Genomic DNA, 25,219 nt, shown 5'->3' on the forward strand with positions numbered 1-25,219 from the left:
GGGACGTTATCACGACCGATGGCCGGAAATATGTCAGCATCCGGCACCGCCGTTTGTACGTTGCGACCTGACGGCGGGTGGACCACAAGGTAAACTTCGCCTCCTTCGCAGGAGTCGCCATGAACTACCGTCACGCCTTCCACGCCGGCAATCACGCCGACGTCTTGAAACACCTGGTCCTGACCCGCCTGATCGCCCTGATGGCGCGCAAGGAACAGCCGTTCGCCTACCTCGACAGCCATGCCGGCATCGGCCTGTATGACCTCAAGGGCGACCAGGCCAGCCGCACCGGCGAATACCTGGAGGGGATCGCCCGCTTGTGGGGCGAGCAGGACCTGCCCGCGGTGACCGCCGATTACCTGCGCGTGCTGCATGAGATGAACCCGGATGGCGAATTGCGCTATTACCCCGGCTCGCCGGAACTGGCGCGGCGCCTGAGCCGTGCCCAGGACCGTGTGTTGCTCAATGAAAAGCACCCGGAAGACGGCAAGCTGCTCAAGGACAACATGAAGGGCGACCGGCGCGTGGCGGTGCACCTGGGTGAGGGTTGGCACGTGCCGCGGGCGTTGTTGCCGGTGCCGGAGAAGCGCGCGGTATTGCTGATCGATCCGCCGTTCGAGCAACTGGACGAGATGCAGCGCTGTGCCGCGTCGTTGAAGGAAGCCATTGGTCGCATGCGCCAGACGGTGGCGGCGATCTGGTATCCGATCAAGGATCAGCGTGCCCTCAAGCGTTTTTACCAGGACCTGGCGGGCACTGGTGCGCCGAAGTTGCTGCGTGTGGAGTTGCTGGTGCATCCGCTGGACACGCCGGCCAGCCTGAACGGTTCGGGCCTGGCGATTGCCAACCCGCCGTGGGGGCTGGAAGAGGAATTGCGCGAATTGCTGCCGTGGCTGGCGCAGAAGCTGGGCCAGAGCCAGGGTGACTGGCGGATGGATTGGCTGATTGCCGAGTGAGTGGCGTTTCTGCTCTTGGGTGTTCCCCCCAATACTGAAAACACCACCCACCCTGTAGGAGCCGGCTTGCTGGCGATCCGCCGAAGGCGGCCATCCACCCCGGATCTTCGGCGATAGCAAGAGCGCCGTCGCCGGCAAGCCGGCTCCCACAAGAGAGCGGTGGATCAGATCGGGCAGGTCACGCCAGTGCCACGGATCCCGCAATAACCTTCGGGGTTCTTCGCCAGGTATTGCTGGTGGTAGGCCTCGGCATAGAAGAAGGTCGGCGCCTCGTCGATTTCCGTGGTGATGCTGCCCAGGCCGGCCTTGGTCAATTCAGCCTGGTAGACCTGCGCGCTTTTCTTTGCCGCCTCCAACTGGTCCGGCTTGGTGGCATAGATGACCGAGCGGTACTGGGTGCCGATATCGTTGCCCTGGCGCATGCCCTGGGTCGGATCGTGCAGTTCCCAGAACAGGGCCAGCAGTTCTTCATAGCTGACGATTTCCGGCTCGTAGACCACCAGCACCACTTCGCTGTGGCCGGTCAGGCCCGAGCAGACTTCCTCGTAGGTGGGGTTCGGGGTATAGCCGCCGGCGTAGCCCACCGACGTGCTGTAGACGCCCGCACGCTGCCAGAAGCGCCGTTCCGCGCCCCAGAAACAACCCAGGCCGAAGATCGCGAATTCGACGTTGCCGGGGAAAGGGCCCAGCAGCGGGTTGTCATTGACGAAATGTTTGTCCGGGACCGTGATCGGGGTTTCGCGGCCAGGCAGAGCTTGTTCTTTGGTAGGGAGCACGTTTTTGTTCACCAGGATTTCCGAGCGCAAGACCATATCGCAGTCCTCTCAGTCAGGTTGGGATGAGCTGTAGCTTTGCAGTAGACCGACAGTGTGCCCGAGTGTTACAGCGCTGTCAGGCCAAAGGGCCGCGCGGATAACGTTTGAGCTGCCGGACCAGTTCGGTTCCGGGGATCGGTCGGTCGAACAGGTAGCCCTGGCCGACGTCGCAACGGTGGCGGCGCAGGAACGCCAGTTGCTCGGAGGTCTCGATGCCTTCGGCGACCACTTTGAGCTTCAGGTTGTGGGCCATGGCGATCACGGCCGAGGTGATTTCCATGTCGTCCTGGTTGTCCGGGATTTCATGGATGAAGCTGCGGTCGATCTTGATGATGTCGATCGGGAATTTCTTCAGGTAGCTCAGGGACGAGTAGCCGGTGCCGAAATCGTCCATGGCCAGGGTCAGGCCGAGCTTCTTCAACTGGTCGAGTTGCTGGCGGGTGTCTTCGGTGGCTTCCAGCAGCAGGCCTTCGGTCAGCTCAAGCTCCAGCAGCGACGGCGGCAGTTGCTCTTCCTTGAGGATGCTGGCGATGGACGCCACCAGGTCCGGATCGGAGAACTGCTTGGGCGACAGGTTGATCGCCACCTGCAGGTTGCCCAGGCCGTGGGCGGTCAGCTCCTTGCTCATGCGACAGGCCTGGCGGGCGATCCACTTGCCGATCGGAATGATCAGGCCGGTCTCTTCGGCGACGCTGATGAACTGGTCCGGGCGGATCATGCCCTTTTCCGGGTGGTTCCAGCGCAACAGCGCTTCCATCCCCAGCAGGCGTCCGCTGCGCAGGCACAGCTTGGGCTGGTAGAACACGTCCAGTTCGTTCTGGGTCAGGGCGCGGCGCAGGTTGTTCTCGACGAACAGCTTGTAGCTGGCTTCGGCGTTCAGCGCTTCGGTAAAGACCTGCACCTGGTGCTTGCCGTTGGCCTTGGCCTTGTGCAGTGCGAGGCCGGCGTTGCGCATCAGGGTCTGTGGGTCGCGGCCGTGCAACGGCGCGCTGGCCAGACCGACGGAGCCGGTGACGCTGATCAACTGGTTGTCGACGAACATCGGCTTGTCGAGGGTGGTCAGCAACTGGCTGGCGATCTGTTGGCCGGTTTCCAGGTCGGTATCGTCCAGCAGCACCGCGAATTCGTTGCTGGCAAAGCGCGCCAGGCTGCCGCTCGGGCTCAGGCTGTTGCGCAGGCGCCGGGCCAGGCTGATCAGCAGCTTGTCGCCGGTCTGGTGGCCGAGGCTGTCGTTGATTCGCTTGAAGTTGTCGATATCCACCAGCAGCAGGCTGATGGGCGAATCGCTGTCGCGGGCGAAGCGCTCGTCGAGGTTGCGGATAAACGCCGGGCGGTTGCCCAGGTTGGTCAGGTTGTCGGTGTAGGCCAGGCGTTCGATACGCTGCTGGGCGAGCTTGGTCTGGGTGATGTCTTCGTAGATGCCGATGTAGTGGGTCAGCTCGCGGTTGTCACCGTAGACCTTGGAGATCGACAGCTGGCCCCAGTAGGGTTCGAGGTTCTTGCGCCGGCTCTTGAACTCGCCCTGCCAGCTGTTGCTCTTGGCCAGGCTCGACGGTGCATCGAACAGCAGTTCACTGAGGTTTTCCAGGGCCGGCAGTTCGGAGAGCTTCTGGCCGTGGACTTCCTCGGTGCTGTACTGGGTGATGGCGGTGAAGCTCGGGTTGACGTACTCCACCACGCCGTCGCAATTGACCAGCAGGAAGGCGTTGGCGCTTTGCTCCACCGCGCGCTGGAACAGGTGCAGGGCGCTGGTGGCGGTGCGTCGGTTGTGGTTGTTGATGACCTGGGCGAACTGGTCCGCAAGCTCTCCGGCAAACGCGATTTCATCCGATTGCCAGGCGCGGGTCTGGCCGGTCTGTTCCAGGCACAGCACGCCGACCACCTGGCCGTCGATGCGGATGCTGGCGTCGAGCATGGCGTTGATATCCCGGGGCCGCAGGCGCTCGGCCATTTCCCGGGTGCGCGGGTCGCGAATGGCGTTATGGGCGTCGATGGCGCGGCTGGTGTGCAGGGCTTCCAGGTAGTCGGGGAAGTTGCTCGCGTCGATCACGTCCGGCAGCACGTATTCCTGGCTGGCGCGGTGATAGGCGGAGATCGGCACCAGGCGCTGGTCTTCGAGATTCCAGATACTCGCACTGTCGATTTCGTAGATATCGCAGGCGCTGCGGGTGATCAGCTCGGCAGCTTCCTGCAGCGAGTTGTTCAGGCTGTAGCGCTGGCGGGCCAGGCGCAGGATCAGGTCCTGTTGGGCGCGCACCCGGTCCAGGTGCAGCAGTTGTTCCTGCTGGGCGCGCTGGTTCAGTTCGAGAGCGATCTGCAGGCGGCTGTTCTGGGTTTCCAGGTCGGCCACGGGCAATCCCGGCTCCTGGCCGAGCAGCCCTTCGACCACCAGCAGGTAGCCGCGCAGCAGGTGGCGGTTGTGCTGTTTGTAGGCTTCGCCGAGCTCCAGCAGGGTCAGCGGGCCCTGGGCGGTATGCAGGGTGTAGCGGATCAGGTAATGCGGGGTCTCGACCAGTTGCGCCTGGATCGCGTCGTGCAGGCGATAACGGGCCTCGGGCTCCATCAGGCTGGCATAGGGCGAGCCGACCAGGGCGCAGAGCTCGATGGCCGGCAGGCCGAACTGGCGTTCACAATTGGGATCGAGAAACAACAGCGCCCAGCTTGCTTCATTCAGCCGTTCGAAACGCAGCATGCCGAGCCGCGAGGGCACCGGTAATTGCGTCACTACCTCGGCCGCCAATCTATTGGCGACATCGGGTTGGCTTTTCATTGAGAGCTCGCTTCAAGAGTACTGATCACGCGGGGTAATGACCCTTTTTCTGGCGCGTTGGGCAAGGTTGCATTAAGCGGGTCGGGCTGACAAGCAGAACAGTGGCTCCGTGCCTTCAATGTATCGGCCGGGGTGTGAAAATCTTCAGAAAAGGGCGATGGGCGGAGGGCGATCGGTGTTCTACCCCGTACCTTTGAACGGTACCTTTGCGCGGGGCCGCACGACGGGCAAAAAAAGCCCCGCCAATGGCGGGGTTGAGGTACGAGCGTGGCGCTCGGAAATCGCTCCGACGACCCGGCTTCCTCGCGAGAGAAAGCCGGGTTGCGGGTTACAGCAGGATAGTACGGATATCCGCCAGCAGGTCGCTCAGGCGCTTGGTGAAGCGCGCTGCCGCGGCACCGTTGATCACGCGGTGATCGTAGGACAGCGACAGGGGCAGCATCAGCTTCGGCTGGAAGGCTTTGCCGTCCCAGACTGGCTGGATGGTGGCCTTGGAAACGCCGAGGATCGCCACTTCCGGTGCGTTGACGATCGGCGTGAAGCCGGTGCCGCCAATGTGCCCGAGGCTGGAGATGGTGAAGCAGGCGCCCTGCATGTCGTCGGCGGAGAGCTTCTTGGTCCGGGCCTTTTCAGCCAGGGCAGCCGCTTCGGCAGCGAGTTGCAGCAGGTTCTTCTGGTCGACGTTCTTGATGACCGGTACCAGCAGGCCATCCGGGGTGTCGACGGCGAAGCCGATGTTGACGTACTTCTTGCGGATGATCGCCTTGCCGCTAGGGGCCAGCGAGCTGTTGAAGTCCGGCAGTTCCTTGAGCAGGTGGGCGCAGGTCTTGAGCAGCAGCGGCAGGATGGTCAGCTTGACGCCAGCCTTCTCGGCCACGGCCTTCTGGGCTACGCGGAACGCTTCCAGCTCGGTGATATCCGCCGAGTCGAATTGGGTCACGTGTGGCACGTTCAGCCAGCTGCGGTGCAGGTTGGCGGCGCCAGCCTGCATCAGGCGGGTCATCGGCACTTCTTCGGTTTCGCCGAAGCGGCTGAAGTCCACGACCGGGATCGGCGGGATGCCTGCGCCACCGGTTGCACCGGCAGCGGCGGCCGGGGCTTCCTTGGCCTTCTGCATCATCGCCTTGACGTAGACCTGCACGTCTTCCTTGAGGATGCGACCGTGCGGGCCACTTGCGCTCACCGCGTTCAGCTCGACGCCGAATTCACGGGCCAGCTGGCGGACTGCCGGGCCGGCATGCACCTTGGCGCCGGAGTTGGCCGGTGCGGTGACTGCTGGCGCGGCGGCTGGAGCCGCTGCAGCAGGCGCCGGAGCAGCGGCCTGGGCCGGAGCGGCAGCTGCGGCAGCCGGTGCGGCAGCCGCGGCTGGAGCTGCGCCCTTGACCTTCAGTTTCAGGATCAGGTCACCGGTGCCGACTTCGTCGTCCAGCTTGATCGAAACGCTTTCCACCACGCCGGCAGCCGGCGAAGGGATTTCCATGCTGGCCTTGTCGGATTCGAGGGTGATCAGCGATTGATCGACCTCGACTGTGTCGCCGGCCTTGACCGAGACTTCGATGATCTTGGCCTTGCCCGACGAACCGATATCCGGCACGTGGATGTCCTGGACGCTGTCGGCTACCGGAGCGGCCGGTGCAGCGGCTGGCGCTGGAGCGGTGGCAGGCGCGGCGGCCTGGGCCGGAGCCGGAGCAGCAGCCGGAGCGGCGCCCGCGACTTTCAGGACCAGGATCAGGTCGCCCGTACCGACTTCGTCGTTGAGCTTGACGCTGATGCTCTCCACGACGCCGGCAACCGGCGACGGGATTTCCATGCTGGCCTTGTCGGACTCGAGGGTGATCAGCGATTGATCAGCCTCGATGCTGTCGCCGACCTTGACCGAGATCTCGATGATCTGGGCCTTGCCCGACGAACCGATGTCCGGCACGTGCACTTGCTGGGTCGAAGCGGCGGCAGGAGCGGCAGCCGGTGCCGGCGCAGCGGCTGGAGCCGCCTTTGCGGCAGCAGGTGCAGCGGCCGGCGCAGGTGCCGCGGCAGCGGCGCCCTCGACTTCCAGCTCAAGCAGTTCGTCGCCTTCTTTCAGGCGGTCGCCCAGCTTCACTTTCAGGCTCTTGATGATACCGGCCTTGGGGGCGGGCACTTCCATGCTCGCCTTGTCCGACTCCAGCGTCAGGATGCTCTGGTCGGCTTCGATGCGATCGCCGACTTTGACAAACAGTTCAATTACTTCACCTTCACCGCTGCCGATGTCAGGTACGCGAATGAGTTCGCTCACAGGGTGTCTCCTCAGCAGTCCAGTGGGTTGCGTTTTTCCGGGTCGATCCCGAACTTGACGATGGCTTCGGCCACCACCTTGGGTTCGATGTCGCCACGGTCAGCCAAGGCTTCCAGGGCTGCCAACACCACGAAATGACGGTCGACTTCGAAGAAGTGACGCAGCTTCTTGCGGCTGTCACTGCGGCCGAAACCGTCGGTACCCAGGACTTTGAATTCCTTGGATGGGACCCACTGGCGGATCTGTTCAGCAAACAGCTTCATGTAGTCGGTAGAAGCGATCACCGGACCTTTGCGGCCGTTGAGGCATTCTTCGACGTAGCTCAGCTTCGGCTTCTGGCCAGGGTGCAGGCGGTTGCTGCGCTCCACTGCCAGGCCGTCGCGGCGCAGTTCGTTGAAGCTGGTGACGCTCCATACGTCGGCACCGACGTTGAATTGCTCGCGCAGGATCTTCGCCGCTTCACGTACTTCGCGCAGGATGGTGCCGGAGCCCATCAGTTGCACGTGGTGAGCCGCTTCCTTGGTGTCTTCCTCGAGCAGGTACATGCCCTTGATGATGCCGTCTTCCACGCCGGCCGGCATGGCTGGCTGCTGGTAGGATTCGTTCATCACGGTGATGTAGTAGAAGATGTCCTGTTGCTCTTCGGTCATCTTCTTCATGCCGTCCTGGATGATCACCGCCAGCTCGTAGCCGTAGGTTGGATCGAAGGTGCGGCAGTTCGGAATGGTGGCGGCCAGGATATGGCTGTGACCGTCTTCGTGTTGCAGGCCTTCGCCGTTCAGCGTGGTGCGGCCGGCGGTACCGCCGATCAGGAAACCACGGGTACGGCTGTCGCCGGCAGCCCAGGCCAGGTCGCCGATACGCTGGAAGCCGAACATCGAGTAGAAGATGTAGAACGGCAGCATCGGCTGGTTGTGGCTGGAGTACGAAGTACCGGCAGCGATGAAGGAGCTCATGGCGCCCGCTTCGTTGATGCCTTCTTCGAGGATCTGGCCCTTCTTGTCTTCCTTGTAGAACATCACCTGGTCTTTATCGACTGGCTCGTAGAGCTGGCCGACGGAGGAGTAGATGCCCAACTGGCGGAACATGCCTTCCATACCGAAGGTACGGGCTTCGTCCGGGATGATCGGGACGATGCGCGGGCCGATTTCCTTGTCCTTGACCAGTTGCGCGAGGATCCGCACGAAGGCCATGGTGGTGGAGATTTCACGGTCGCCCGAGCCGTCCAGGATCGCCTTGAGGGTATCGAGGGACGGGGTCGGCACGCTGAAGCTCTGGGCGCGACGCTGTGGCACGAAACCGCCCAGTGCGGCGCGGCGCTCGCTCAGGTAGCGGGCTTCGGCGCTGTTTGGCTCGGGCTTGAAGAACGGCAGGTTCTCCAGTTCTTCGTCCTTGACCGGGATGTCGAAACGATCGCGGAACAACTTCAGGCTGTCGACATCGACTTTCTTGGTGTTGTGCGCGGTGTTCTTCGCTTCGCCGGCACCGGTGCCATAACCCTTGATGGTCTTGGCCAGGATGACGGTCGGTTGTTCCTTGTGGTTGACCGCTTCGTGGTACGCCGCGTAGACCTTGTACGGGTCGTGGCCGCCACGGTTGAGCTTCCAGATCTCGTCGTCGGACAGGTCGGCAACCATCGCCTTGAGTTCAGGCGTGTTGAAGAAGTGCTCACGGACGAACGCGCCGTCCTTGGCCTTGTAGTTCTGGTATTCGCCGTCGATGACTTCGTCCATGCGACGTTGCAGGATACCGTCGACGTCCTTGGCCAGCAGTGGGTCCCAGAAACGGCCCCAGATGACTTTGGTGACGTTCCACTGGGCGCCACGGAACACGCCTTCGAGTTCCTGGATGATCTTGCCGTTGCCGCGAACCGGGCCATCGAGGCGCTGCAGGTTGCAGTTGATGACGAAGATCAGGTTGTCCAGCTTCTCGCGGCCGGCCAGGGAGATGGCGCCGAGGGATTCCGGCTCGTCGCACTCGCCGTCGCCCAGGAAGCACCAGACTTTCTGCTTGCCTTGCGGAATGAAGCCACGGGCTTCCAGGTACTTCATGAAGCGTGCCTGGTAGATCGCCTGGATCGGGCCCAGGCCCATGGATACAGTCGGGAACTGCCAGAAATCAGGCATCAGCCAAGGGTGCGGGTAGGACGACAGGCCCTGACCGTCGACTTCCTGGCGGAAGTTGTTCATGTGTTCTTCGGTGATGCGGCCTTCCATGAACGCACGGGCGTAGACGCCTGGCGAGGTGTGGCCCTGGAAGTAGATCAGGTCGCCGCCGTGTTCGTCGGTCGGGGCCTGGAAGAAATAGTTGAAGCCGATGTCATACAGGGTGGCGCTGGAGGCGAAACTGGAGATGTGACCGCCCAGGTCAGAATCTTTCAAGTTCGTGCGCATTACCATGGCCATCGCGTTCCAGCGCACCAGCGAGCGAATGCGGCGTTCCATGAACAGGTCGCCAGGCATGCGTGCTTCGTGGGTGACGGGAATCGTGTTGCGGTAAGGCGTGGTGATGGCGTAGGGCAGTTGCGAGCCGCTGCGGGTCGCGAGTTCGCCCATACGGGTCATCAGGTAGTGAGCACGGTCTTCGCCTTCTTTGTCGAGAACCGATTCCAGGGCGTCCAGCCATTCCTGGGTTTCGACGGGATCGAGGTCTTGCATGGCTTGCTCCAGGGCGGAAAGGCTTCCAGAATCGGTTGCCTGAGTTTGCGACTGGCCTTGTGGGCAGACGACATAAATTCTTGGATGGTCCGGAGGTTGTTCCGGGGGTTCTGTAGTTTTACTACAAATCGTCAAGCATTTCAGCCTTCTGAATGTATAGACGAGTAGTAAAACTACAGATCAGCGAGCGAAAACTTCCTATTACGTTGTGAGAAAAATCGATATTGTTGGTCGAAAATAAACATTATCAGGTGGGCGCTTGATGCTGGCTGCCAAGAAAAACCGATTATCAGCTATTTCTAACTTTTGTTCGACAGTCCTTTTCAGAGCGTGTTTCTCGCCATCACAGTTTGCGGCTGCTTGTTCGCCGATCAAGGATAGACCATGAGCCTACCTGCACTGGCCGTTTTACCGGCCATTCTCCTGCCTTTTGCCAGCCGTGCCGAGCAGTCGCTGCGTACTGCCGTCGCCGCGCTGGACGACGATCACGGCCTGGCCGGCTGGTCGCCCGAGCGCTGGGCGGACTTTGCCAGGGTCAGCGCCGCGAGCGACTTCTTTATCGAGCAGTCGGTGCGTGATCCCTTGATGTTGCTGGAGTTGGTGCAGTTCGGCGACCTGGACCGCGGCTTCGCCCCCGGGGAGATGTGTGGGCAGATCGCCGCCGCAGTGCAGCAGGCGCAAAGCGAGGATGAGCTGGGGCGCCTGTTGCGACGCCAGCGGACCCGCCAGCAGGTGCGGATCATCTGGCGCGACCTGACGCGCCAGGCGGATCTGGTGCAGACCTGTCGCGATCTTTCCGACATGGCCGATGCCAGTATCGACCAGGCCTACCAGTGGTTGTACCAGCGTCATTGCCAGCAGTTCGGCACGCCCACCGGTCGGCGCAGTGGCGAGCCACAGCAGATGGTTATCCTCGGCATGGGCAAGCTCGGTGCCGTGGAGCTGAACCTGTCCTCCGATATCGACCTGATCTTCGCTTATCCGGAGGGCGGCGAAACCGTGGGGGTAAAACGCCCGCTGGACAACCAGGAGTTTTTTATCCGCCTGGGGCAGCGGCTGATCAAGGCGCTGGACCCGATTACCGTCGACGGTTTTGTCTTCCGTGTCGATATGCGCCTGCGGCCCTACGGTTCGGCCGGGGCGCTGGTGCTGAGCTTCAACGCGCTGGAGCAGTACTACCAGGACCAGGGGCGCGACTGGGAACGCTACGCGATGATCAAGGCGCGGGTGGTGGCCGGCGACCAGGTGGCGGGCGTGCAGTTGCTGGAAATGCTGCGGCCGTTCGTCTACCGGCGTTACCTGGATTTTTCCGCGATCGAAGCATTGCGCACCATGAAGCAACTGATCCAGCAGGAAGTCCGTCGCAAGGGCATGGCCGAGAATATCAAGCTGGGCTCCGGTGGCATTCGCGAGGTCGAGTTCATCGCCCAGGCGTTCCAGCTGATTCACGGCGGGCGCGACCTGAGCCTGCAGCAACGGCCATTGCTGAAGGTCCTGGGTACCCTGGAAGGCCAGGGGTACCTGCCGCCGGCGGTGATTGCCGAGTTGCGCAACGGCTACGAATTCCTGCGCTACACCGAGCATGCGATCCAGGCGATTGCCGATCGCCAGACCCAGATGCTGCCCGATGATGAAAAAGACCAGGCGCGTATCGCCTTCATGCTCGGCTTCGATAGCTGGACGGCGTTCCATGAGCAATTGATGTACTGGCGTGGTCGGGTCGACTGGCATTTCCGTCAGGTGATCGCCGATCCGGACGAGGAAGACGGCGAAGAATGCCAGGTCGCCGTGGGCGGAGAGTGGTTGCCATTATGGGAAGAGGCCCAGGATGAAGAGGCCGCCAGTCGCCAGTTGGAAGAAGGTGGTTTCAAGGATGCGCCCAAGGCGCTGAAGCAGCTTGCGGCCTTGCGCGGCAGTCCGCAGTTGCGCGCGATGCAGCGCCTCGGTCGCGAGCGCCTCGATGCCTTTATTCCACGGCTGCTGGCCCAGGCGGTCGAGCACGCCGATCCGGACCTGGTGCTGGAGCGGGTGCTGCCCCTGGTCGAGGCGGTCGCCCGGCGTTCCGCCTATCTGGTGCTGCTCACGGAAAACCCCGGTGCGTTGCGTCAGTTGCTGACCTTGTGCGCCGCCAGTCCGTGGATTGCCGAACAGATCACCCGCTTCCCGATGCTGCTGGACGAATTGCTCAACGAAGGCCGGCTGTTCAAGCCGCCATTGGCGCCGGAGCTGGCCGCCGAATTGCGTGAGCGCCTGACGCGGATTCCCGAGGACGACCTCGAACAACAGATGGAGGCCTTGCGCCACTTCAAGCTGGCGCACCGGCTGCGGGTTGCGGCCTCGGAAATCTCCGGCAGCCTGGCGCTGATGAAGGTCAGCGACTACCTGACCTGGCTCGCCGAGGCGATCCTCGAACAGGTGCTGGCCCTGGCCTGGCGCCAGACCGTCGGCAAGTACGGCTCGCCGCAGCGGGCGGACGGCACCCTGTGCGATCCCGGCTTTATCATTGTCGGTTATGGCAAGGTCGGCGGGATCGAACTCGGGCACGGATCGGACCTCGACCTGGTGTTTATCCATGACGGCGACCCGAATGCCGAGACCGATGGCGCCAAGCCCATCGACACGGCGCAGTTCTTCACCCGGCTGGGGCAGCGGATCATTCACCTGCTGACCACCCAGACCAACTCAGGCCAGCTCTATGAAGTGGATATGCGCCTGCGGCCATCCGGGGCTTCCGGCCTGTTGGTCAGCTCCCTCGGAGCCTTCGAGCGCTATCAGCAGAACGAGGCCTGGACCTGGGAACATCAGGCGCTGATTCGAGCCCGGGTGTTGGTGGGTTGCAAGGACGTCGGCGGTGCCTTCGAGAAAGTCCGCGCGGCGGTACTGGGGCGTGAGCGCGACCTGCCGACCCTGCGCCAGGAAGTCAGCGAGATGCGCGCCAAGATGCGTGACAACCTCGGCAGCAAGGCGACCGTGGCCGGCACCGCGGCGAATGCCTTTGACGCCACGGCGCCGTTCGACCTCAAGCAAGACGCCGGAGGTATCGTCGATATTGAATTTATGGTGCAATACGCGACCTTGGCCTGGTCGAAAGAGCACCCGGCGTTACTGCGTTACACGGATAATATCCGCATTCTCGAGGGCTTGGAGCAGGCCGGGTTGATCCCCGCGACCGATGCCGCCCTGCTGCGCGAGGCCTATAAGGCCTACCGTTCCGCCGCCCATCGCCAGGCCTTGCAGAAAGAAGCCGGTGTCATCGGCGGCGACCAGTTTGTGGTCGAACGGCGCGACGTGATGCGGATCTGGGCTGAGCTGGGACTGAGTTAGTACTAAGCTAGGACGGCCATACGCAAAGACCGGGGAGGCCACAGGCCTCCCTGATCGTTTCCGGGATATTTATGAAAATTCTCATCGTTGGGCCCAGTTGGGTCGGTGACATGGTGATGGCTCAGACACTGTTCCAGTGCCTGAAACAACGCCACCCGCAGTGCGAGATCGATGTGCTGGCCCCCGAGTGGAGCCGCCCGATCCTCGAACGCATGCCCGAAGTGCGCGCGGCCTTGAGCTTTCCGCTCGGCCACGGTGCCCTGGAGCTGGCCACCCGGCGCCGGATCGGCAAGTCCCTGGCCGGCCAGTATGACCAGGCGATCCTCCTGCCCAACTCGCTGAAGTCGGCGCTGGTGCCGTTTTTCGCAGGTATCCCGAAACGCACCGGCTGGCGCGGCGAGTTCCGCTACGGGCTGCTCAATGATGTACGCAGGCTGGACAAGGAACGCTATCCGCTGATGATCGAGCGGTTCATGGCCCTGGCCCATGAGCCGGGGGCCGAGCTGCCGACGCCTTATCCGCGGCCGTGTCTGCGCATTGATCCGGCCAGCCGCGCGGCGGCATTGGGCAAGTTTGAGCTGGCCCTGGATCGCCCGGTCCTGGCCTTGTGCCCGGGGGCCGAGTTCGGTGAGTCCAAGCGCTGGCCGTCCGAGCACTACGCGAAAGTCGCCGAGACGAAGATTCGCGAAGGCTGGCAGGTCTGGCTGTTCGGTTCGAAGAATGACCATGGGGTGGGCGAAGACATTCGCCAGCGGCTGATTCCCGGCCTGCGTGAAGAAGCGGTGAATCTCAGCGGCGCGACTTCGTTGGCCGAGGCCATCGATCTGTTGTCCTGCGCCGATGCCGTGGTGTCCAACGACTCCGGCCTGATGCACGTGGCCGCGGCGCTGAACCGCCCGTTGGTGGCCGTCTATGGTTCGACCTCCCCGGGCTTTACCCCGCCGTTGGCGGACAAGGTGGAAATCGTCCGGTTGGGCCTCGATTGCAGCCCGTGTTTTGACCGGACCTGCCGGTTCGGGCACTACAACTGTCTGCGCCAGCTGATGCCGACACCCGTGAACGAAGCCTTGCAGCGCCTGCAGGGCGCCCCGGTCGAGGTCGAGTAAGTTGCGAGTATTGCTGGTCAAGACGTCTTCCCTGGGGGACGTGATCCATGCCCTGCCGGCCCTCACCGATGCGGCCCGGGCCATTCCCGGTATCCGTTTCGACTGGGTGGTCGAGGAGGGTTTCGCTGAGATCCCGAGCTGGCACCCGGCGGTGGACAAGGTGATTCCGGTGGCCATCCGGCGCTGGCGCAAGAACCTCTGGCAGACCGTGAAAAGCGGCGAGTGGAAGCGTTTCAAGCAAAGCCTGCGCGCAAACAAGTATGACCTGGTGATCGATGCCCAGGGCCTGGTGAAAAGCGCTTTCCTGACTCGCTACGCGAACGCTCCGGTAGCCGGGCTGGACAAGCAGTCGGCCCGCGAACCCCTGGCCAGCCGTTTCTATTCCCGGCGCCTGGCGGTGGCCCGTGGGCAGCACGCGGTCGAGCGGGTGCGGCAATTGTTCGCCGTGGCACTGGGTTATGACCTGCCCAAGGGCCTGGGCGACTACGGCCTCGACGTCGACAAGCTGGTGGCACTGCCGCGCAGCAAGGTGCCGTTCGTGCTGTTTCTCCATGGCACCACCTGGGACACCAAGCACTGGCCCGAGGCTTACTGGCGCGAACTGGCCGAACGCATGGGGCAACTGGGCGTCGAGGTGAAACTGCCCTGGGGCAATCCTGTCGAGAAGGCCCGTGCCGAGCGTATCGCCCGTGGTCTCAAGCACGCGGTGGTACTGCCGAAGCTGAACCTGGCCGGGGTGGCGAAGGTCCTTGCCGACGCCAGTGCCTGTGTCGCGGTGGATACCGGCCTGGGGCATCTGGCCGCGGCGCTGGATGTGCCGACGCTGTCGCTGTTCGGCCCGACCAACCCGGGCCTGACCGGTGCCTACGGCAAGTCGCAGATCCATCTGGCGAGCAACTTTCCCTGCGCGCCCTGCCTGCAAAAGAAATGCACCTATGTGCCGACTACTGAAGACCAGCAGCGCTTCGACCTGAAGCGCGAATGGCCGCTGTGTTTCACGCGGCTCAATCCCGAGCGTGTCGTCAGCCGACTGAGCGCGTTGTTACTGGCTGAGGAGCGACACTGATGCAACTGGCTTTTGTCCTGTACAAGTACTTTCCCTTCGGCGGCCTGCAGCGGGATTTCATGCGCATCGCCCTGGAGTGCCAGCAACGTGGTCATCAGATTCGTGTCTACACGTTGATCTGGGAGGGCGATATTCCGCCAGGTTTCGAAGTGCTCGTAGTGCCGGTCAAGGCATGGTCCAACCATCGGCGCAACGAAAAGCTCAGTGCCTGGATGGCGGCCGACCTGGCCAGGCGCCCGGTGGATCGCCTGATCGGTTTCAACAAGATGCCCGGCCTGGACGTGTATTACGCCGCCGATGGCTGCTTCGAGGACAAGGCGCAGAACCTGCGTCACTCCCTGTACCGTCGCTGGGGTCGCTACCGGCACTTCGCCGAATACGAACAGGCGGTGTTCGCCAAGGGGGCGAACACCGAAATCCTGATGATTTCCGAGGTCCAGCAGCCGCTGTTCATCAAGCACTACGACACGCCATTGGAACGTTTCCATCTGCTGCCACCGGGGATTGCCCAGGACCGTCGGGCACCGGCCAATGCCGCCGAGATCCGTGCCGGATTCCGCAAGGAATTCGAGCTGGCGGATGACGACTATCTGCTGGTGCAGATCGGCTCCGGGTTCAAGACCAAGGGTGTCGATCGCAGCCTCAAGGCCCTGGCGGCCTTGCCGTCGGCCCTGAGAAAACGCACCCGCCTGTTGGTCATCGGCCAGGATGACCCCAAGGTATTCCAGGTGCAGAGTGCCGCGCTGGGGTTGGGCGAGCACGTGCAGTTTCTCAAGGGGCGCAGCGATATCCCGCGTTTCCTGCTGGGGGCCGACCTGTTGATCCACCCGGCCTACAACGAGAACACCGGCACCGTGTTGCTGGAAGCCCTGGTCTCCGGGCTGCCGGTGCTGGTCAGCGCGGTCTGCGGTTATGCCCACTACATTGCCGAGGCCGATGGCGGCCTGGTGCTGGATGAACCTTTCGAACAAAACCAGCTCAATCAATACCTGAACCGGATGCTGTCCGACGAGACGGCACGCATGGCATGGAGCCGCAACGGTCTGGCCTTCGCCGAGACGGCCGACCTCTATAGCATGCCGCAGCACGCGGCGGATGTGATTCTGGCGGAGCAACACCGATGAAGTTGATCCTTGCCGAGCCCTTCAAGAGCCTCTGGGCCGGACGCGACGCGTTCGCCGAAGTCGAGCGGTTGCAGGGCAAGGTTTACCGTGAGCTGGAGGCTCGTCGGACGTTGCGCACGGAAGTCGCCGGACGTGGCTATTTCGTGAAGATCCACCATGGCATCGGCTGGCGCGAGATCTTCAAGAACCTGTTGACCGCGAAAATGCCGGTGCTGGGTGCCGGCCAGGAGTGGCGGGCGATCCAGTGCCTGCACAGCGCTGGGGTGCCGACCATGACCGCGGTGGCCTATGGCGAGCGCGGCAGTAATCCGGCCGGCCAGGATTCGTTTATCGTCACCGAAGAGCTGGCGCCGACCATCAGTCTCGAGGACTATACCCTGCAATGGCCCGTGCAGCCGCCCGAGCCCCGGCTCAAGCGTGCGCTGATTGCCGAAGTAGCGCGCATGACCGGTGGCATGCACCGGGCCGGACTCAACCATCGTGACTGTTATATTGCCCATTTCCTGCTGCACACCGACAGGCCGGTGATGGCCGCTGACCTCAAGCTTTCGGTCATCGACCTGCACCGTGCACAGGTTCGCCCGAGCATCCCGCGTCGCTGGCGCAACAAGGATCTGGCGGGGTTGTATTTCTCGGTGCTGGATATCGGCCTTACCCAGCGCGACAAGCTGCGCTTCCTGCGGGGCTATTTCCGCCAGCCGCTGCGTCAGGTCCTGCGTGACGAGGCGGCGTTGCTGACCTGGTTGGAAAGCAAGGCCGACAAGCTGTACAAGCGCAAGCAGCGCTACGGGGACGCACTCTGATGTCGGGGTGGAAACTGGAACCCGAATACGCGGCGCTGGCAGATGATTTTGGCAGCCTCGAGGCGGTGTTCGCCCTTGAGGGAGAGCATCTGACCCGCGATCCGCTGTCCGAGGTCATCCGGGTCAACCGTGATGGAGTCAACTACTACGTCAAGCGCTACACCGGCGCGGGCAAGGGCTTGCGTCAGTACCTCGGCAGGCCCAGGGTGCGATCGGAGTGGCAGAACCTCAAACGTTTCGCCAAGTGGGGTATCCCGACCGCCGAAGTGGTGGGATGGGGACTTGAGCGGCGGGGCGCGGCCTATCACCGTGGTGCGATGATCACCCGTGAGCTGCCCAATACCGAGGATCTTTCGGCGTTGGCCAATCGCAACGATCCGTTGTTGCGCGACCGTGCCTGGGTCGATGGCATCAGCCGGCAGTTGGCGCGATATACGCGGACCATGCACGATCAGCGTTTTACCCATAACGACCTGAAGTGGCGCAACCTGTTGGTCGATGACCAGGCCCGGCTGTTCCTGATCGATTGCCCCAACGGCGAGTTCTGGCGCGGCTTCTGGTTGCGCTACCGGATTACCAAGGACCTGGCCTGCCTGGATAAAGTCGCCAAGTATCACTTGTCGGCCACCCAGCGCCTGCGTTTCTACCTGCAATATCGTCAACGCACCCGGCTGAATGCCGCTGACAAAAAGCGCATCCGGCATGTGTTGAGATTTTTCGAGGGACGGGAATGACCGATTTCCTGGCGGCAACGGACCGCGCATTGCTGGAGCGTAACGGCCTCGGCAACTTTGATGCCTTGTGGGCTACCGAGCTCGATGCGGTGGATGAGCCCAACACCAGCGGTGGCGGCTGGAGCAGCGTGTTTCGCCTTGAGCTGGAGGGCCAGGGGTTCTACCTCAAGCGCCAGAGCAATTACCTGACGCGGACCTTGCACAGCCCGTTGGGCGAGCCGACCTTTGCCCGCGAGTTTCGCAATATCAGTCGTTACCAGCAGTTGGGTATTCCGGCATTGCAGGCGGTGTTCTTCGGTGAGCGCAATGTGCGGGGCGAGCGCCGGGCGATGTTGCTGACCCGCGCGCTGGATGGCTGGAACGACCTGGATTCGCTGCTGGAACAGTGGGCGCAACTGACGCTGGATCAGCGCCAGGCCATCCTGCGTGCCTGCGGCCAACTGGCCCGGCAGCTGCACGCCTTGCGCCAGGTCCATGGCTGTTTCTATCCCAAGCATATCTTTTTGCAGGCGGCGGCTGACGGTTATCAGGCGCAGTTGATCGACCTGGAGAAAACCCGGCCGTTGCTGTTCGGCCGGCGTGACCGGGTCAAGGATCTGGAGCCCCTGTTGCGTCGTGCGCCGATGTGGAGCGAGGGCGAAATCCGTACCTTGCTGGCGGCTTATCTCGATCAGCCGGTGGACAGTTCGCTGGTGGACACCTGGCTTCAGCGCCTGGGTGCGCGTCGCAGCAAAAAAGGAAATCGTTGATGCGTTTGTCCGAGTTGAAGTCCGCCGGGCGTACGCCGGTTCTGCCCTTGAGCATCGAACTGGCGGACGCCGCCGGCCCCGGGCAGTTGCAACTGCTCAGCCTGTTGCGGGTGCTACCCGGCCAGCGTTATGTCGGGGCCGGGGTCTGGCGCGGACGCACGGTGCTGGCCAAGCTGCTGGTGGGCAGCAAAGCGGCCCGGCACTTTCAACGGGAATTGCGGGGTGTTCGCCTGCTCGCCGAACAGGGACTGACCACACCACTGCTGCTGGCCGACGGTTTGCAGGAAGGTGAGGGCGGTTGGTTGCTCTTCGAGTTCCTGGAAGGTGCCGAGAGCCTGGGCGAGGCCTGGAAACGGGTCGAGTCGCTGCCGGTCCTGGCGGATGAACAGCAGCAGGTACTGGGCGAGGCCTTGAGCGCCATTGCGCAGATGCACGGCAAAGGTGTGTGGCAGGAAGACCTGCACCTGGACAATCTGCTGCGCCATGGCGGAAAACTGTATCTGATCGATGGCGGTGGTGTCTGTGTCGAGCAGGCCGGCCAGCCGTTGTCGCGGCAGAAAGTGCTGGAAAACCTCGGGGTGTTCTTCGCGCAGTTACCCAAGTCCTTCGAGCCGTTTATCGAAGAGTTGCTGGTGCATTACCTGCTGAGCAACGCCGAGCACGCCTTGCCGCTGGAGGCCTTGCTCAAGCAGGTCGAGAGAATTCGTGGCTGGCGCCTGAAAGACTTCCTCGCCAAGGTTGGGCGCGAATGCACGCTGTTCAGCGTGCAGCGCGGGCCGTTCGCCCTGCGTGCCATCCGTCGCGAGGAAGAGGCCGCCATGCTGCCGGTACTGGCCCAGGCTGATGTCTTGCTCGACCAGGGGCATCTGTACAAGACCGGCGGCGCGGCCAGTGTCGGCCGGGTCGACGCGGGCGGGCGCACGCTGGTGGTCAAGCGCTACAACATCAAGGGCTTCGCCCATTGGCTCAAGCGTTTCTGGCGCCCGAGCCGCGCCTGGCATTCCTGGCGCGAAGGCAATCGCCTGGCGTTTCTCGGCATCGCCACGCCCAAGCCGCTGGCGGTACTGGAGCGGCGTTTCTGCTGGCTGCGCAGCCGGGCCTACCTGGTGACGGAGTATCTGGCCGGTCCCGATATCATCGAGCGCTTTGCCCCTTATGTGCAGTCCGGCGCGGCGCCGGAAGCGGAACTCCAGGCCCTGGACCAGTTGTTTGCCGAGCTGATCCGCGAGCGTATCAGCCACGGTGACTTCAAGGGCCACAACCTCTTCTGGCACGAAGGTCGCTGGGCGCTGATCGACCTGGACTCGATGTGCCAGCACCACTCCAGCAGCGGCTTTGCTCCCGCCTATGCCCGCGACCGTGCGCGCTTCATGCGCAACTGGCCCGAGAGCAGCGCCTTGTACCAGGTCATCGACGCGCGGCTGCCGAAGGTCGGCGCGCCGGCGAACTGACCACGGGATCGCTCCGGCGCTTTGCTCAGGAGCGATCAGCAGCCGCTAGAGGCTTGCCGCTGCTTTTACGCTATAATCCCGCCCTTTAGCTGTTTCTCGCCCCTTGCGAGATCACATTTTCTCAGGCGCACTGCCGCCTGCATGCAGACTTTAAAGAGGCTAGACCCCTGTGGCATTGACGATTCTTGGCCTGTCCGGCGCCCTTAGCCATGATCCTTCCGCAGCCCTGTACATCGACGGCAAGCTGATTGCGGCCGCCGAAGAAGAGCGCTTCGTACGCGATAAACATGCAAAGAACCGCATGCCCTACGAATCGGCGAAGTTCTGCCTGGAGCAGGCCGGCATCAAGCCGTCCGATGTTGACGTGGTGGCGATCCCGTTCGCCCCGATCAGCCTGTTCGGCAAGGCCCGCTGGCACTACGCCAAGCGTTACTGGTATGCCCCGGATCGTGCCCTCGACGCGATCCTGATGGGCAACCGCCGCTACAAGCGCTATCGCAACAAGATCGTCTGGTGCCTGGAGCAACTGGGCTTCGATCCGAAGAAAATCAAGATCGAGCCGGTCGAACACCACCTGGCCCACGCCTCCAGTGCCTATCACTGCTCCGGCTTCAAGGAGAAGACCGCGATCCTCGGGATCGACGGCAAGGGCGAGTACGCCACGACCTTCTTCGGCTACGGCGAAAACGGCAAGATCCACAAGATCAAGGAATTCTTCGACCCGGACTCCCTGGGCGGCCTGTATGGCGCGATCACCGAGTTCCTCGGCTTCGAAATGCTCGACGGCGAATTCAAGGTGATGGGCATGGCCCCTTACGGCGATGCGAGCAAGTACGACTTCTCGCGCCTGGCCTCGTTCGAGAACGGTGAATTGGTGATCAATACCGACTACGCCAACGTGATCGGCCTGCGTCGCTACAAGGAAAAGGGCAAGGGTTTCTACTTCTCGCCGAAACTGATCGAATGGCTGGGGCCGAAGCGCGAAGGCGATATCGCCGACGAGCCGTATATCCACTACGCGGCCAGCATGCAGGCGCTGTTCGAGAAGCTCGCGCTGCAGATGATCGACCATTACCTGGGTGACGTCCTCAAGGAAACCGGCAAGCTGGCCTTCGCCGGCGGCTGTGCGCTGAACGTCAAGCTGAACCAGAAGATCATCGCTCGCGACGACATCAAGGAGCTGTTCGTGCAGCCGGCGTCCGGCGATGCCGGTACGGCGGTCGGTGCGGCGGCCTATGTGTCCCACGCCCGCGGCGTGCCGGTGGAGAAGATGGAACACGTCTATCTCGGCCCGTCCTACAGCAACGAAGACGTGATCGCGGCGTGTGCCCGTCATGCCAATGCGCCGAAGTGGCGCAAGCTGGACAACATGCCCGAGCAGATCGCCAAAATCATGGTCGACGGCAACCCGGTGGCCTGGTTCCAGGGGCGCATGGAGTTCGGTCCGCGTGCCCTGGGCGGTCGTTCGATCATCGGTTGCCCGAGCATTGCCGGCGTGGCGGATCGGATCAACCACCAGATCAAGTTCCGCGAGCGCTGGAGGCCTTTCTGCCCGTCGATGCTCGACACCGTCGCTCCGCAGATGATCAAGATCGATCATCCGGCACCCTTCATGACCTTCACGTTCGAAGTGGCGGAGGAGTGGAAGACCCGGGTGCCGGAAGTCGTCCATGAAGACGGTACATCGCGGGCCCAGGTACTCAAGCGTGAGTACAACCCGCGCTATTACGACATGATGAAGGCCCTGGAAGTCCTCACCGGCAACGGCGTGTCCCTGAACACCTCGCTGAACCGTCGCGGCGAACCGATGATCTGCTCGCCGACCGATGCCCTGAACATGTTCTTCGGTTCCGACCTGCAGTACCTGATCATGGAGGACATCCTGGTGGTCAAAGACGGCGCGGATGCTTATGACTCGCTCGGCTGAGCGCCATGTCCTGCAGCTCTGCCACGGTTATGACGGGCCGTTCCTCGACTGTGCCCGTCAGTACGCCAGCCTGTTCAGTGGTACTGGCTATCGGGTGACCACGGTGTTCCTCACCGGTGCTGCCGATGCGGAGGTCGCCGCTGGCTGCGCGTCCGACGAGGTGCTGTTCATGGAGTACAGCTCCAGGGCCATTCGTGGCCTGAAGCTGGGGGCGATCCGCGACCTGCGCAAGATCGCCGCTTCGCGCAACTTCAGTTTCTGCATCGCCCACCGTTTCAAGCCGGTCTATATCGCCCTGCTCGGCACGGCGCTGCCGGTGATCGGCGTGCACCATGCCTTTGGCGACTACGTGCGGGGCAGCCGCCGGCTGTTCGCGCAGCTGTTTCGCCGCCGTCTGAGTCTGCTCGGCGTGTCCGATGCGGTGCGCGACGATATGCGCAAATGCCTGCCGAAGTGGCCGACCGGACGGATCCGCACGCTCTATAACCGGATCGATATCGAGGCTCTGCAAGCCACTCAGGTTACCGTCGCCGAAGCGCGTGAAGCCCTGGGGCTGCCGGTCGATGCCTGGGTGGTCGGCAACGTCGGCCGCCTGCACCCGGACAAGGACCAGGCGACATTGATCCAGGGATTTGCCCGGGCGCTTGAGCGCTTGCCGGCCAACAGCCGGCTGGCGATTCTCGGTACCGGGCGCCTGGAGCAGGACCTGAAGGAACTGGCCGGTGAACTCGGGATTGCCGAGCAAGTGCTGTTCCTCGGCCAGATCCCGGAGGCACGGCGTTATTTCCGCGCCTTCGATGTGTTTGCGCTGAGCTCCGACCACGAACCGTTCGGCATGGTCCTGCTGGAGGCCATGGCCGCTGGCGTTCCGCTGCTGGCAACCGCCTGCGGCGGGGCCCGGGAAGTGGTCGAGGGCGTGGGCATCCTGTTTCCTCTTGGCGATGCCGAACATCTGGCCCAGGGCCTGCAACACCTGGCCGCGCTCGATGACGAGCAACGCCAGGCCTGTGCCGGCCTGATGCTGGCGCGCCTGCACGAGCGATTCTCGGATCAGGCGGTCCGCGAGGCGTTCTGGCGTCTGCCGCAAGTCACCGACCTGACCGCGGAGGCCTGATGCTCAAGCGATTCCAGGGCTGGCGCGAGCGTGGCTGGTCGGTGGTCGATGCCAAGACCTATGCGCAGGCCTGGCAACGTTTTGGCGGCAGTGTCGCGACGCATCCGCTGGTGGTCGAGCGTCTGGCACAGTTGGCGCAGATCCCCGTGCGTTACCTGGCGTTCGAGCAGGGCGACGAACTGAAGGCCGCGATTGCGACCTGGGGGCGTGACCTGGCCCTGTCCAAGGATGTGCTCAAGCGCCATGGCAAGAAGGGCCTGTTCGACCTTGGCAACGCCGAGTTGATCTTGCCCGCCGCCGCCGACGCCCAGGCTCCCCTGCGTCATCGCGGGCGTTATCTGTCCGAACTCAACGGCGGACGTTTCAGCACCCTGCAACCGCAAGCCGAACAATTGGCGATGGCGCGTACGCCGGAAGAGCTGTCGAAGAAATTCCGCTACAACCAGCGCCGCGAGCTGCGCCTGCTGGAAGAGGCGGGCGGCGTGGTGCGCCCGGTCGGCGAGTTCTCCAGTGTCGAACTGGCGGCGATCTACTGCGATCTCTTTCAGCGACGCTGGGGCTTTCCGGCCACCGGAGCGGCACGCATGGCCGAGGTCATCGAACTGCTGCGCGAGTTGTTGATCGGCTCGGTGATCTTTCTCGACGATGCGCCGATCGCGGTCCAGTTGGTCTATCGCGTCGAGGCGCCCGAGTGGGTCAGCGTCGAATACATTAATGGCGGTGTCGATCCCGAGACCCGTTCGTTCAGCCCTGGCAGCGTGCTGAGCTTTCTCAATACCCAGAGTGCCTGGGAAGACGCCCGGACCCTGGGCAAGCCCCTGCGCTTTTCGTTCGGGCGGGCGGATCGCGAGTACAAGGATCGTTGGTGCAACCCCGTGCCGGTATTCAAGGTATGAGTCGTAAACAGCAATTGCTCAAGCGCCATCGGCGGACCAAGCGCCTGGCGTTGTTGATCAGCCTGGTGTTGCTGGTCGCGGTCGGCCTGCTGGTGACCTGGTGGTTGCCGCTGGTGCTCGCGGTGCTCGCCTGGGTCGCCCATGAAGCCTGGTTTGCCGATCATCTGTTCTATTCGCCGGGCGACGATTATCAGTACGCATTTCCCGAGGATAGCGAACGCCTCGGCGCTCGCCTGGAGGCTGGGGGGCTGAAGCTCGAGGTACCCTTGAGCCTGGTCGGCGATGAAACCCTGGTCCTGGCCGTGCGGCTCAAGAGTCGCTGGCTGGGGCGTTTTTGCGATCCGGCGGTGGAGATCCAGGGGGATGGGTTCGCGGATCGTCAGACGTTCGAGCGCGGAGTCAACGGCCTGCGTTATCTCAATCTCGGCGGGTTCGCATCGGCATTGGCGACGGGTTCGCTGCGCCTGCGTGGACGTTTCTGTCGCCTGCTCGGCGAGCCGGTCCTGTGGGTTTTCCGCCAGCCGGACCTGCGACGCCAGCGGGTCATGGTGATCGCGCCCCATGCCGACGATGCCGAGCTGGCGGCCTATGGCTTCTACAGCCAGGCCGACGAAACCTGGGTGGTGACCCTGACCGCCGGTGAAATCGAAGCCGAATATTACCAGGCGATGGGCTTGCCCCGCGCTGAAGCGGCACGGCTCAAGGGGCGCCTGCGCGCCTGGGACAGCATCGCGGTGCCGCGTTGGGCCGGTGTGCCGGAGGCGCACTGTGTGCAACTCGGCTACTTCTGCCTACAATTGCCGGCCATGCAGGCCGCTCCGGATCAGCCGGTTGCATCCCGCGAGGCGGATCTGGGCGATATCCGTCTGTTTCGCCAGTTCAACCCGTTTGCGTTACCCGGTGATCGGGACGGTGTTCCCAGTTGGAACAACCTGCTGGCCGACTTGCGTGAGTTATTGATGCGGGCCCGCCCGCAAGTGATCGTCCTGCCGCACCCTTCTCTTGATCCGCACCCGGATCATATCTGTGCCCAGGCGGCGGTCATGGAGGCTCTGCAAGGGCTGGAATGGCAGCCGACGACGCTGCTGGGGTATGCCAACCATCTGCATGACAATGATCGCTGGCCCATGGGCGATTCGGGAGCGGGCATTGCCTTGCCGCCGGTGTTTGATACGGCACAGAGGTTGCAACCCTATTGCCTGCCGCTGTCTCTCGAGCAGCAACGTGACAAGGCAATGGCGTTGGGCATGATGCATGACCTGCAGCCGCGTGCCCCTTTCAAGCGCCGGTTGCGGCGGTCGATACAGTGGCTTCTGGCCAGTAGGGTACAATCCCCCTACGGCGAGAATGAGTTCTTTCGTAAAGCGGTCAGACGGCATGAGCTGTTCTGGTTGCTGAAACGTCAGTGACGTCGTCCGGGGGCATAGCGTTGTCCCTGAATTCCAGAAGCTTACA

At 63.1% G+C, this 25,219-nt stretch carries 17 protein-coding genes; 13 read left to right on the forward strand and 4 right to left on the reverse strand.

Annotated features, from left to right (window positions below; genetic code table 11):
• Positions 1-119 precede the first annotated feature (119 nt).
• Positions 120-956 (forward strand): 23S rRNA (adenine(2030)-N(6))-methyltransferase RlmJ, encoded by an 837-nt coding sequence (locus HX851_RS21655; RefSeq protein WP_177064460.1) that lies wholly within the window; start codon positions 120-122, stop codon positions 954-956.
• Positions 957-1,120: 164 nt separating this feature from the next.
• On the opposite strand, the gene msrA is transcribed toward HX851_RS21655, so the two are convergent.
• The 4 genes from msrA to aceE all read right to left on the reverse strand — a co-directional run bounded on the left by msrA (position 1,121) and on the right by aceE (position 9,470).
• The gene (gene msrA, locus HX851_RS21660) at positions 1,121-1,768 is read right to left on the reverse strand and encodes a peptide-methionine (S)-S-oxide reductase MsrA (RefSeq protein WP_177062803.1); all 648 of its coding nucleotides are present in this window, start codon (positions 1,766-1,768) and stop codon (positions 1,121-1,123) included.
• 79 nt (positions 1,769-1,847) lie between these two features.
• Positions 1,848-4,541 (reverse strand): sensor domain-containing phosphodiesterase, encoded by a 2,694-nt coding sequence (locus HX851_RS21665; RefSeq protein ID WP_177062802.1) that lies wholly within the window; start codon positions 4,539-4,541, stop codon positions 1,848-1,850.
• 328 nt (positions 4,542-4,869) lie between these two features.
• Positions 4,870-6,813 carry a dihydrolipoyllysine-residue acetyltransferase gene (gene aceF, locus HX851_RS21670; protein ID WP_177064461.1) on the reverse strand — a complete coding sequence of 648 codons (1,944 nt, stop codon included), beginning with the start codon at positions 6,811-6,813 and terminating at the stop codon, positions 4,870-4,872.
• An 11-nt stretch (positions 6,814-6,824) separates the two neighbouring features.
• Complete coding sequence (aceE, locus tag HX851_RS21675) at positions 6,825-9,470, reverse strand: pyruvate dehydrogenase (acetyl-transferring), homodimeric type (protein WP_177062800.1); 2,646 nt, start codon at positions 9,468-9,470, stop codon at positions 6,825-6,827.
• A gap of 384 nt (positions 9,471-9,854) precedes the next feature.
• On the opposite strand from aceE, the gene glnE reads away from it, so the two are divergent.
• The 12 genes from glnE (at position 9,855) to HX851_RS21735 (ending at position 25,173) form a co-directional block, all read left to right on the forward strand.
• Entirely contained in the window at positions 9,855-12,794 is a 2,940-nt protein-coding gene (glnE, locus tag HX851_RS21680) for a bifunctional [glutamate--ammonia ligase]-adenylyl-L-tyrosine phosphorylase/[glutamate--ammonia-ligase] adenylyltransferase (protein ID WP_177064462.1), read from the forward strand.
• A gap of 71 nt (positions 12,795-12,865) precedes the next feature.
• Positions 12,866-13,900, forward strand: a complete 1,035-nt coding sequence (waaF, locus tag HX851_RS21685; RefSeq protein ID WP_177064463.1) for a lipopolysaccharide heptosyltransferase II — start codon at positions 12,866-12,868, stop codon at positions 13,898-13,900.
• Position 13,901: 1 nt separating this feature from the next.
• On the forward strand, positions 13,902-14,966 hold the full coding sequence (gene rfaC / locus HX851_RS21690; RefSeq protein WP_177062797.1) for a lipopolysaccharide heptosyltransferase RfaC: 1,065 nt from the start codon (positions 13,902-13,904) through the stop codon (positions 14,964-14,966).
• The gene (locus HX851_RS21695; protein ID WP_177062796.1) at positions 14,966-16,090 is read left to right on the forward strand and encodes a glycosyltransferase family 4 protein; all 1,125 of its coding nucleotides are present in this window, start codon (positions 14,966-14,968) and stop codon (positions 16,088-16,090) included. Before rfaC ends, HX851_RS21695 begins: the two co-directional genes overlap by 1 nt.
• Positions 16,087-16,893: a lipopolysaccharide core heptose(I) kinase RfaP gene (gene rfaP / locus HX851_RS21700; RefSeq protein WP_177064464.1), complete on the forward strand. Its 807-nt coding sequence runs from the start codon at positions 16,087-16,089 to the stop codon at positions 16,891-16,893. The genes HX851_RS21695 and rfaP overlap by 4 nt, the downstream gene beginning before the upstream one ends.
• Positions 16,893-17,627, forward strand: coding sequence for a lipopolysaccharide kinase InaA family protein (locus tag HX851_RS21705; RefSeq protein ID WP_177062794.1), 735 nt, complete (start codon positions 16,893-16,895; stop codon positions 17,625-17,627). The genes rfaP and HX851_RS21705 overlap by 1 nt, the downstream gene beginning before the upstream one ends.
• Positions 17,624-18,376, forward strand: a complete 753-nt coding sequence (locus HX851_RS21710) for a lipopolysaccharide kinase InaA family protein (RefSeq protein WP_177064465.1) — start codon at positions 17,624-17,626, stop codon at positions 18,374-18,376. Before HX851_RS21705 ends, HX851_RS21710 begins: the two co-directional genes overlap by 4 nt.
• Entirely contained in the window at positions 18,376-19,827 is a 1,452-nt protein-coding gene (locus tag HX851_RS21715) for a lipopolysaccharide kinase InaA family protein (RefSeq protein WP_177064466.1), read from the forward strand. Before HX851_RS21710 ends, HX851_RS21715 begins: the two co-directional genes overlap by 1 nt.
• Positions 19,828-19,996: 169 nt before the next feature.
• A complete protein-coding gene (locus HX851_RS21720) occupies positions 19,997-21,754 on the forward strand; it encodes a carbamoyltransferase family protein (protein WP_177064467.1) in 1,758 nt (585 codons plus the stop codon).
• Positions 21,738-22,868 carry a glycosyltransferase gene (locus HX851_RS21725; protein ID WP_177064468.1) on the forward strand — a complete coding sequence of 377 codons (1,131 nt, stop codon included), beginning with the start codon at positions 21,738-21,740 and terminating at the stop codon, positions 22,866-22,868. The genes HX851_RS21720 and HX851_RS21725 overlap by 17 nt, the downstream gene beginning before the upstream one ends.
• Positions 22,868-23,764 carry an antimicrobial resistance protein Mig-14 gene (locus HX851_RS21730; protein ID WP_177064469.1) on the forward strand — a complete coding sequence of 299 codons (897 nt, stop codon included), beginning with the start codon at positions 22,868-22,870 and terminating at the stop codon, positions 23,762-23,764. The genes HX851_RS21725 and HX851_RS21730 overlap by 1 nt, the downstream gene beginning before the upstream one ends.
• Positions 23,761-25,173 (forward strand): PIG-L deacetylase family protein, encoded by a 1,413-nt coding sequence (locus tag HX851_RS21735; protein ID WP_177064470.1) that lies wholly within the window; start codon positions 23,761-23,763, stop codon positions 25,171-25,173. The genes HX851_RS21730 and HX851_RS21735 overlap by 4 nt, the downstream gene beginning before the upstream one ends.
• Positions 25,174-25,219: the final 46 nt, after the last annotated feature.

This window comes from Pseudomonas gingeri (assembly GCF_013385635.1).
GTDB lineage: Bacteria > Pseudomonadota > Gammaproteobacteria > Pseudomonadales > Pseudomonadaceae > Aquipseudomonas > Aquipseudomonas gingeri_A.

Bases quoted from the DNA above. Each gene is read 5' to 3' on its own strand.
- HX851_RS21655 (WP_177064460.1), top strand. From the start codon at position 120: ATGAACTACCGTCACGCCTTCCACGCCGGCAATCACGCCGACGTCTTG.
- msrA (WP_177062803.1), bottom strand. From the start codon at position 1,768: ATGGTCTTGCGCTCGGAAATCCTGGTGAACAAAAACGTGCTCCCTACC.
- HX851_RS21665 (WP_177062802.1), bottom strand. From the start codon at position 4,541: ATGAAAAGCCAACCCGATGTCGCCAATAGATTGGCGGCCGAGGTAGTG.
- aceE (WP_177062800.1), bottom strand. From the start codon at position 9,470: ATGCAAGACCTCGATCCCGTCGAAACCCAGGAATGGCTGGACGCCCTG.
- glnE (WP_177064462.1), top strand. From the start codon at position 9,855: ATGAGCCTACCTGCACTGGCCGTTTTACCGGCCATTCTCCTGCCTTTT.
- waaF (WP_177064463.1), top strand. From the start codon at position 12,866: ATGAAAATTCTCATCGTTGGGCCCAGTTGGGTCGGTGACATGGTGATG.
- HX851_RS21695 (WP_177062796.1), top strand. From the start codon at position 14,966: ATGCAACTGGCTTTTGTCCTGTACAAGTACTTTCCCTTCGGCGGCCTG.
- rfaP (WP_177064464.1), top strand. From the start codon at position 16,087: ATGAAGTTGATCCTTGCCGAGCCCTTCAAGAGCCTCTGGGCCGGACGC.
- HX851_RS21705 (WP_177062794.1), top strand. From the start codon at position 16,893: ATGTCGGGGTGGAAACTGGAACCCGAATACGCGGCGCTGGCAGATGAT.
- HX851_RS21710 (WP_177064465.1), top strand. From the start codon at position 17,624: ATGACCGATTTCCTGGCGGCAACGGACCGCGCATTGCTGGAGCGTAAC.
- HX851_RS21715 (WP_177064466.1), top strand. From the start codon at position 18,376: ATGCGTTTGTCCGAGTTGAAGTCCGCCGGGCGTACGCCGGTTCTGCCC.
- HX851_RS21725 (WP_177064468.1), top strand. From the start codon at position 21,738: ATGACTCGCTCGGCTGAGCGCCATGTCCTGCAGCTCTGCCACGGTTAT.
- HX851_RS21730 (WP_177064469.1), top strand. From the start codon at position 22,868: ATGCTCAAGCGATTCCAGGGCTGGCGCGAGCGTGGCTGGTCGGTGGTC.
- HX851_RS21735 (WP_177064470.1), top strand. From the start codon at position 23,761: ATGAGTCGTAAACAGCAATTGCTCAAGCGCCATCGGCGGACCAAGCGC.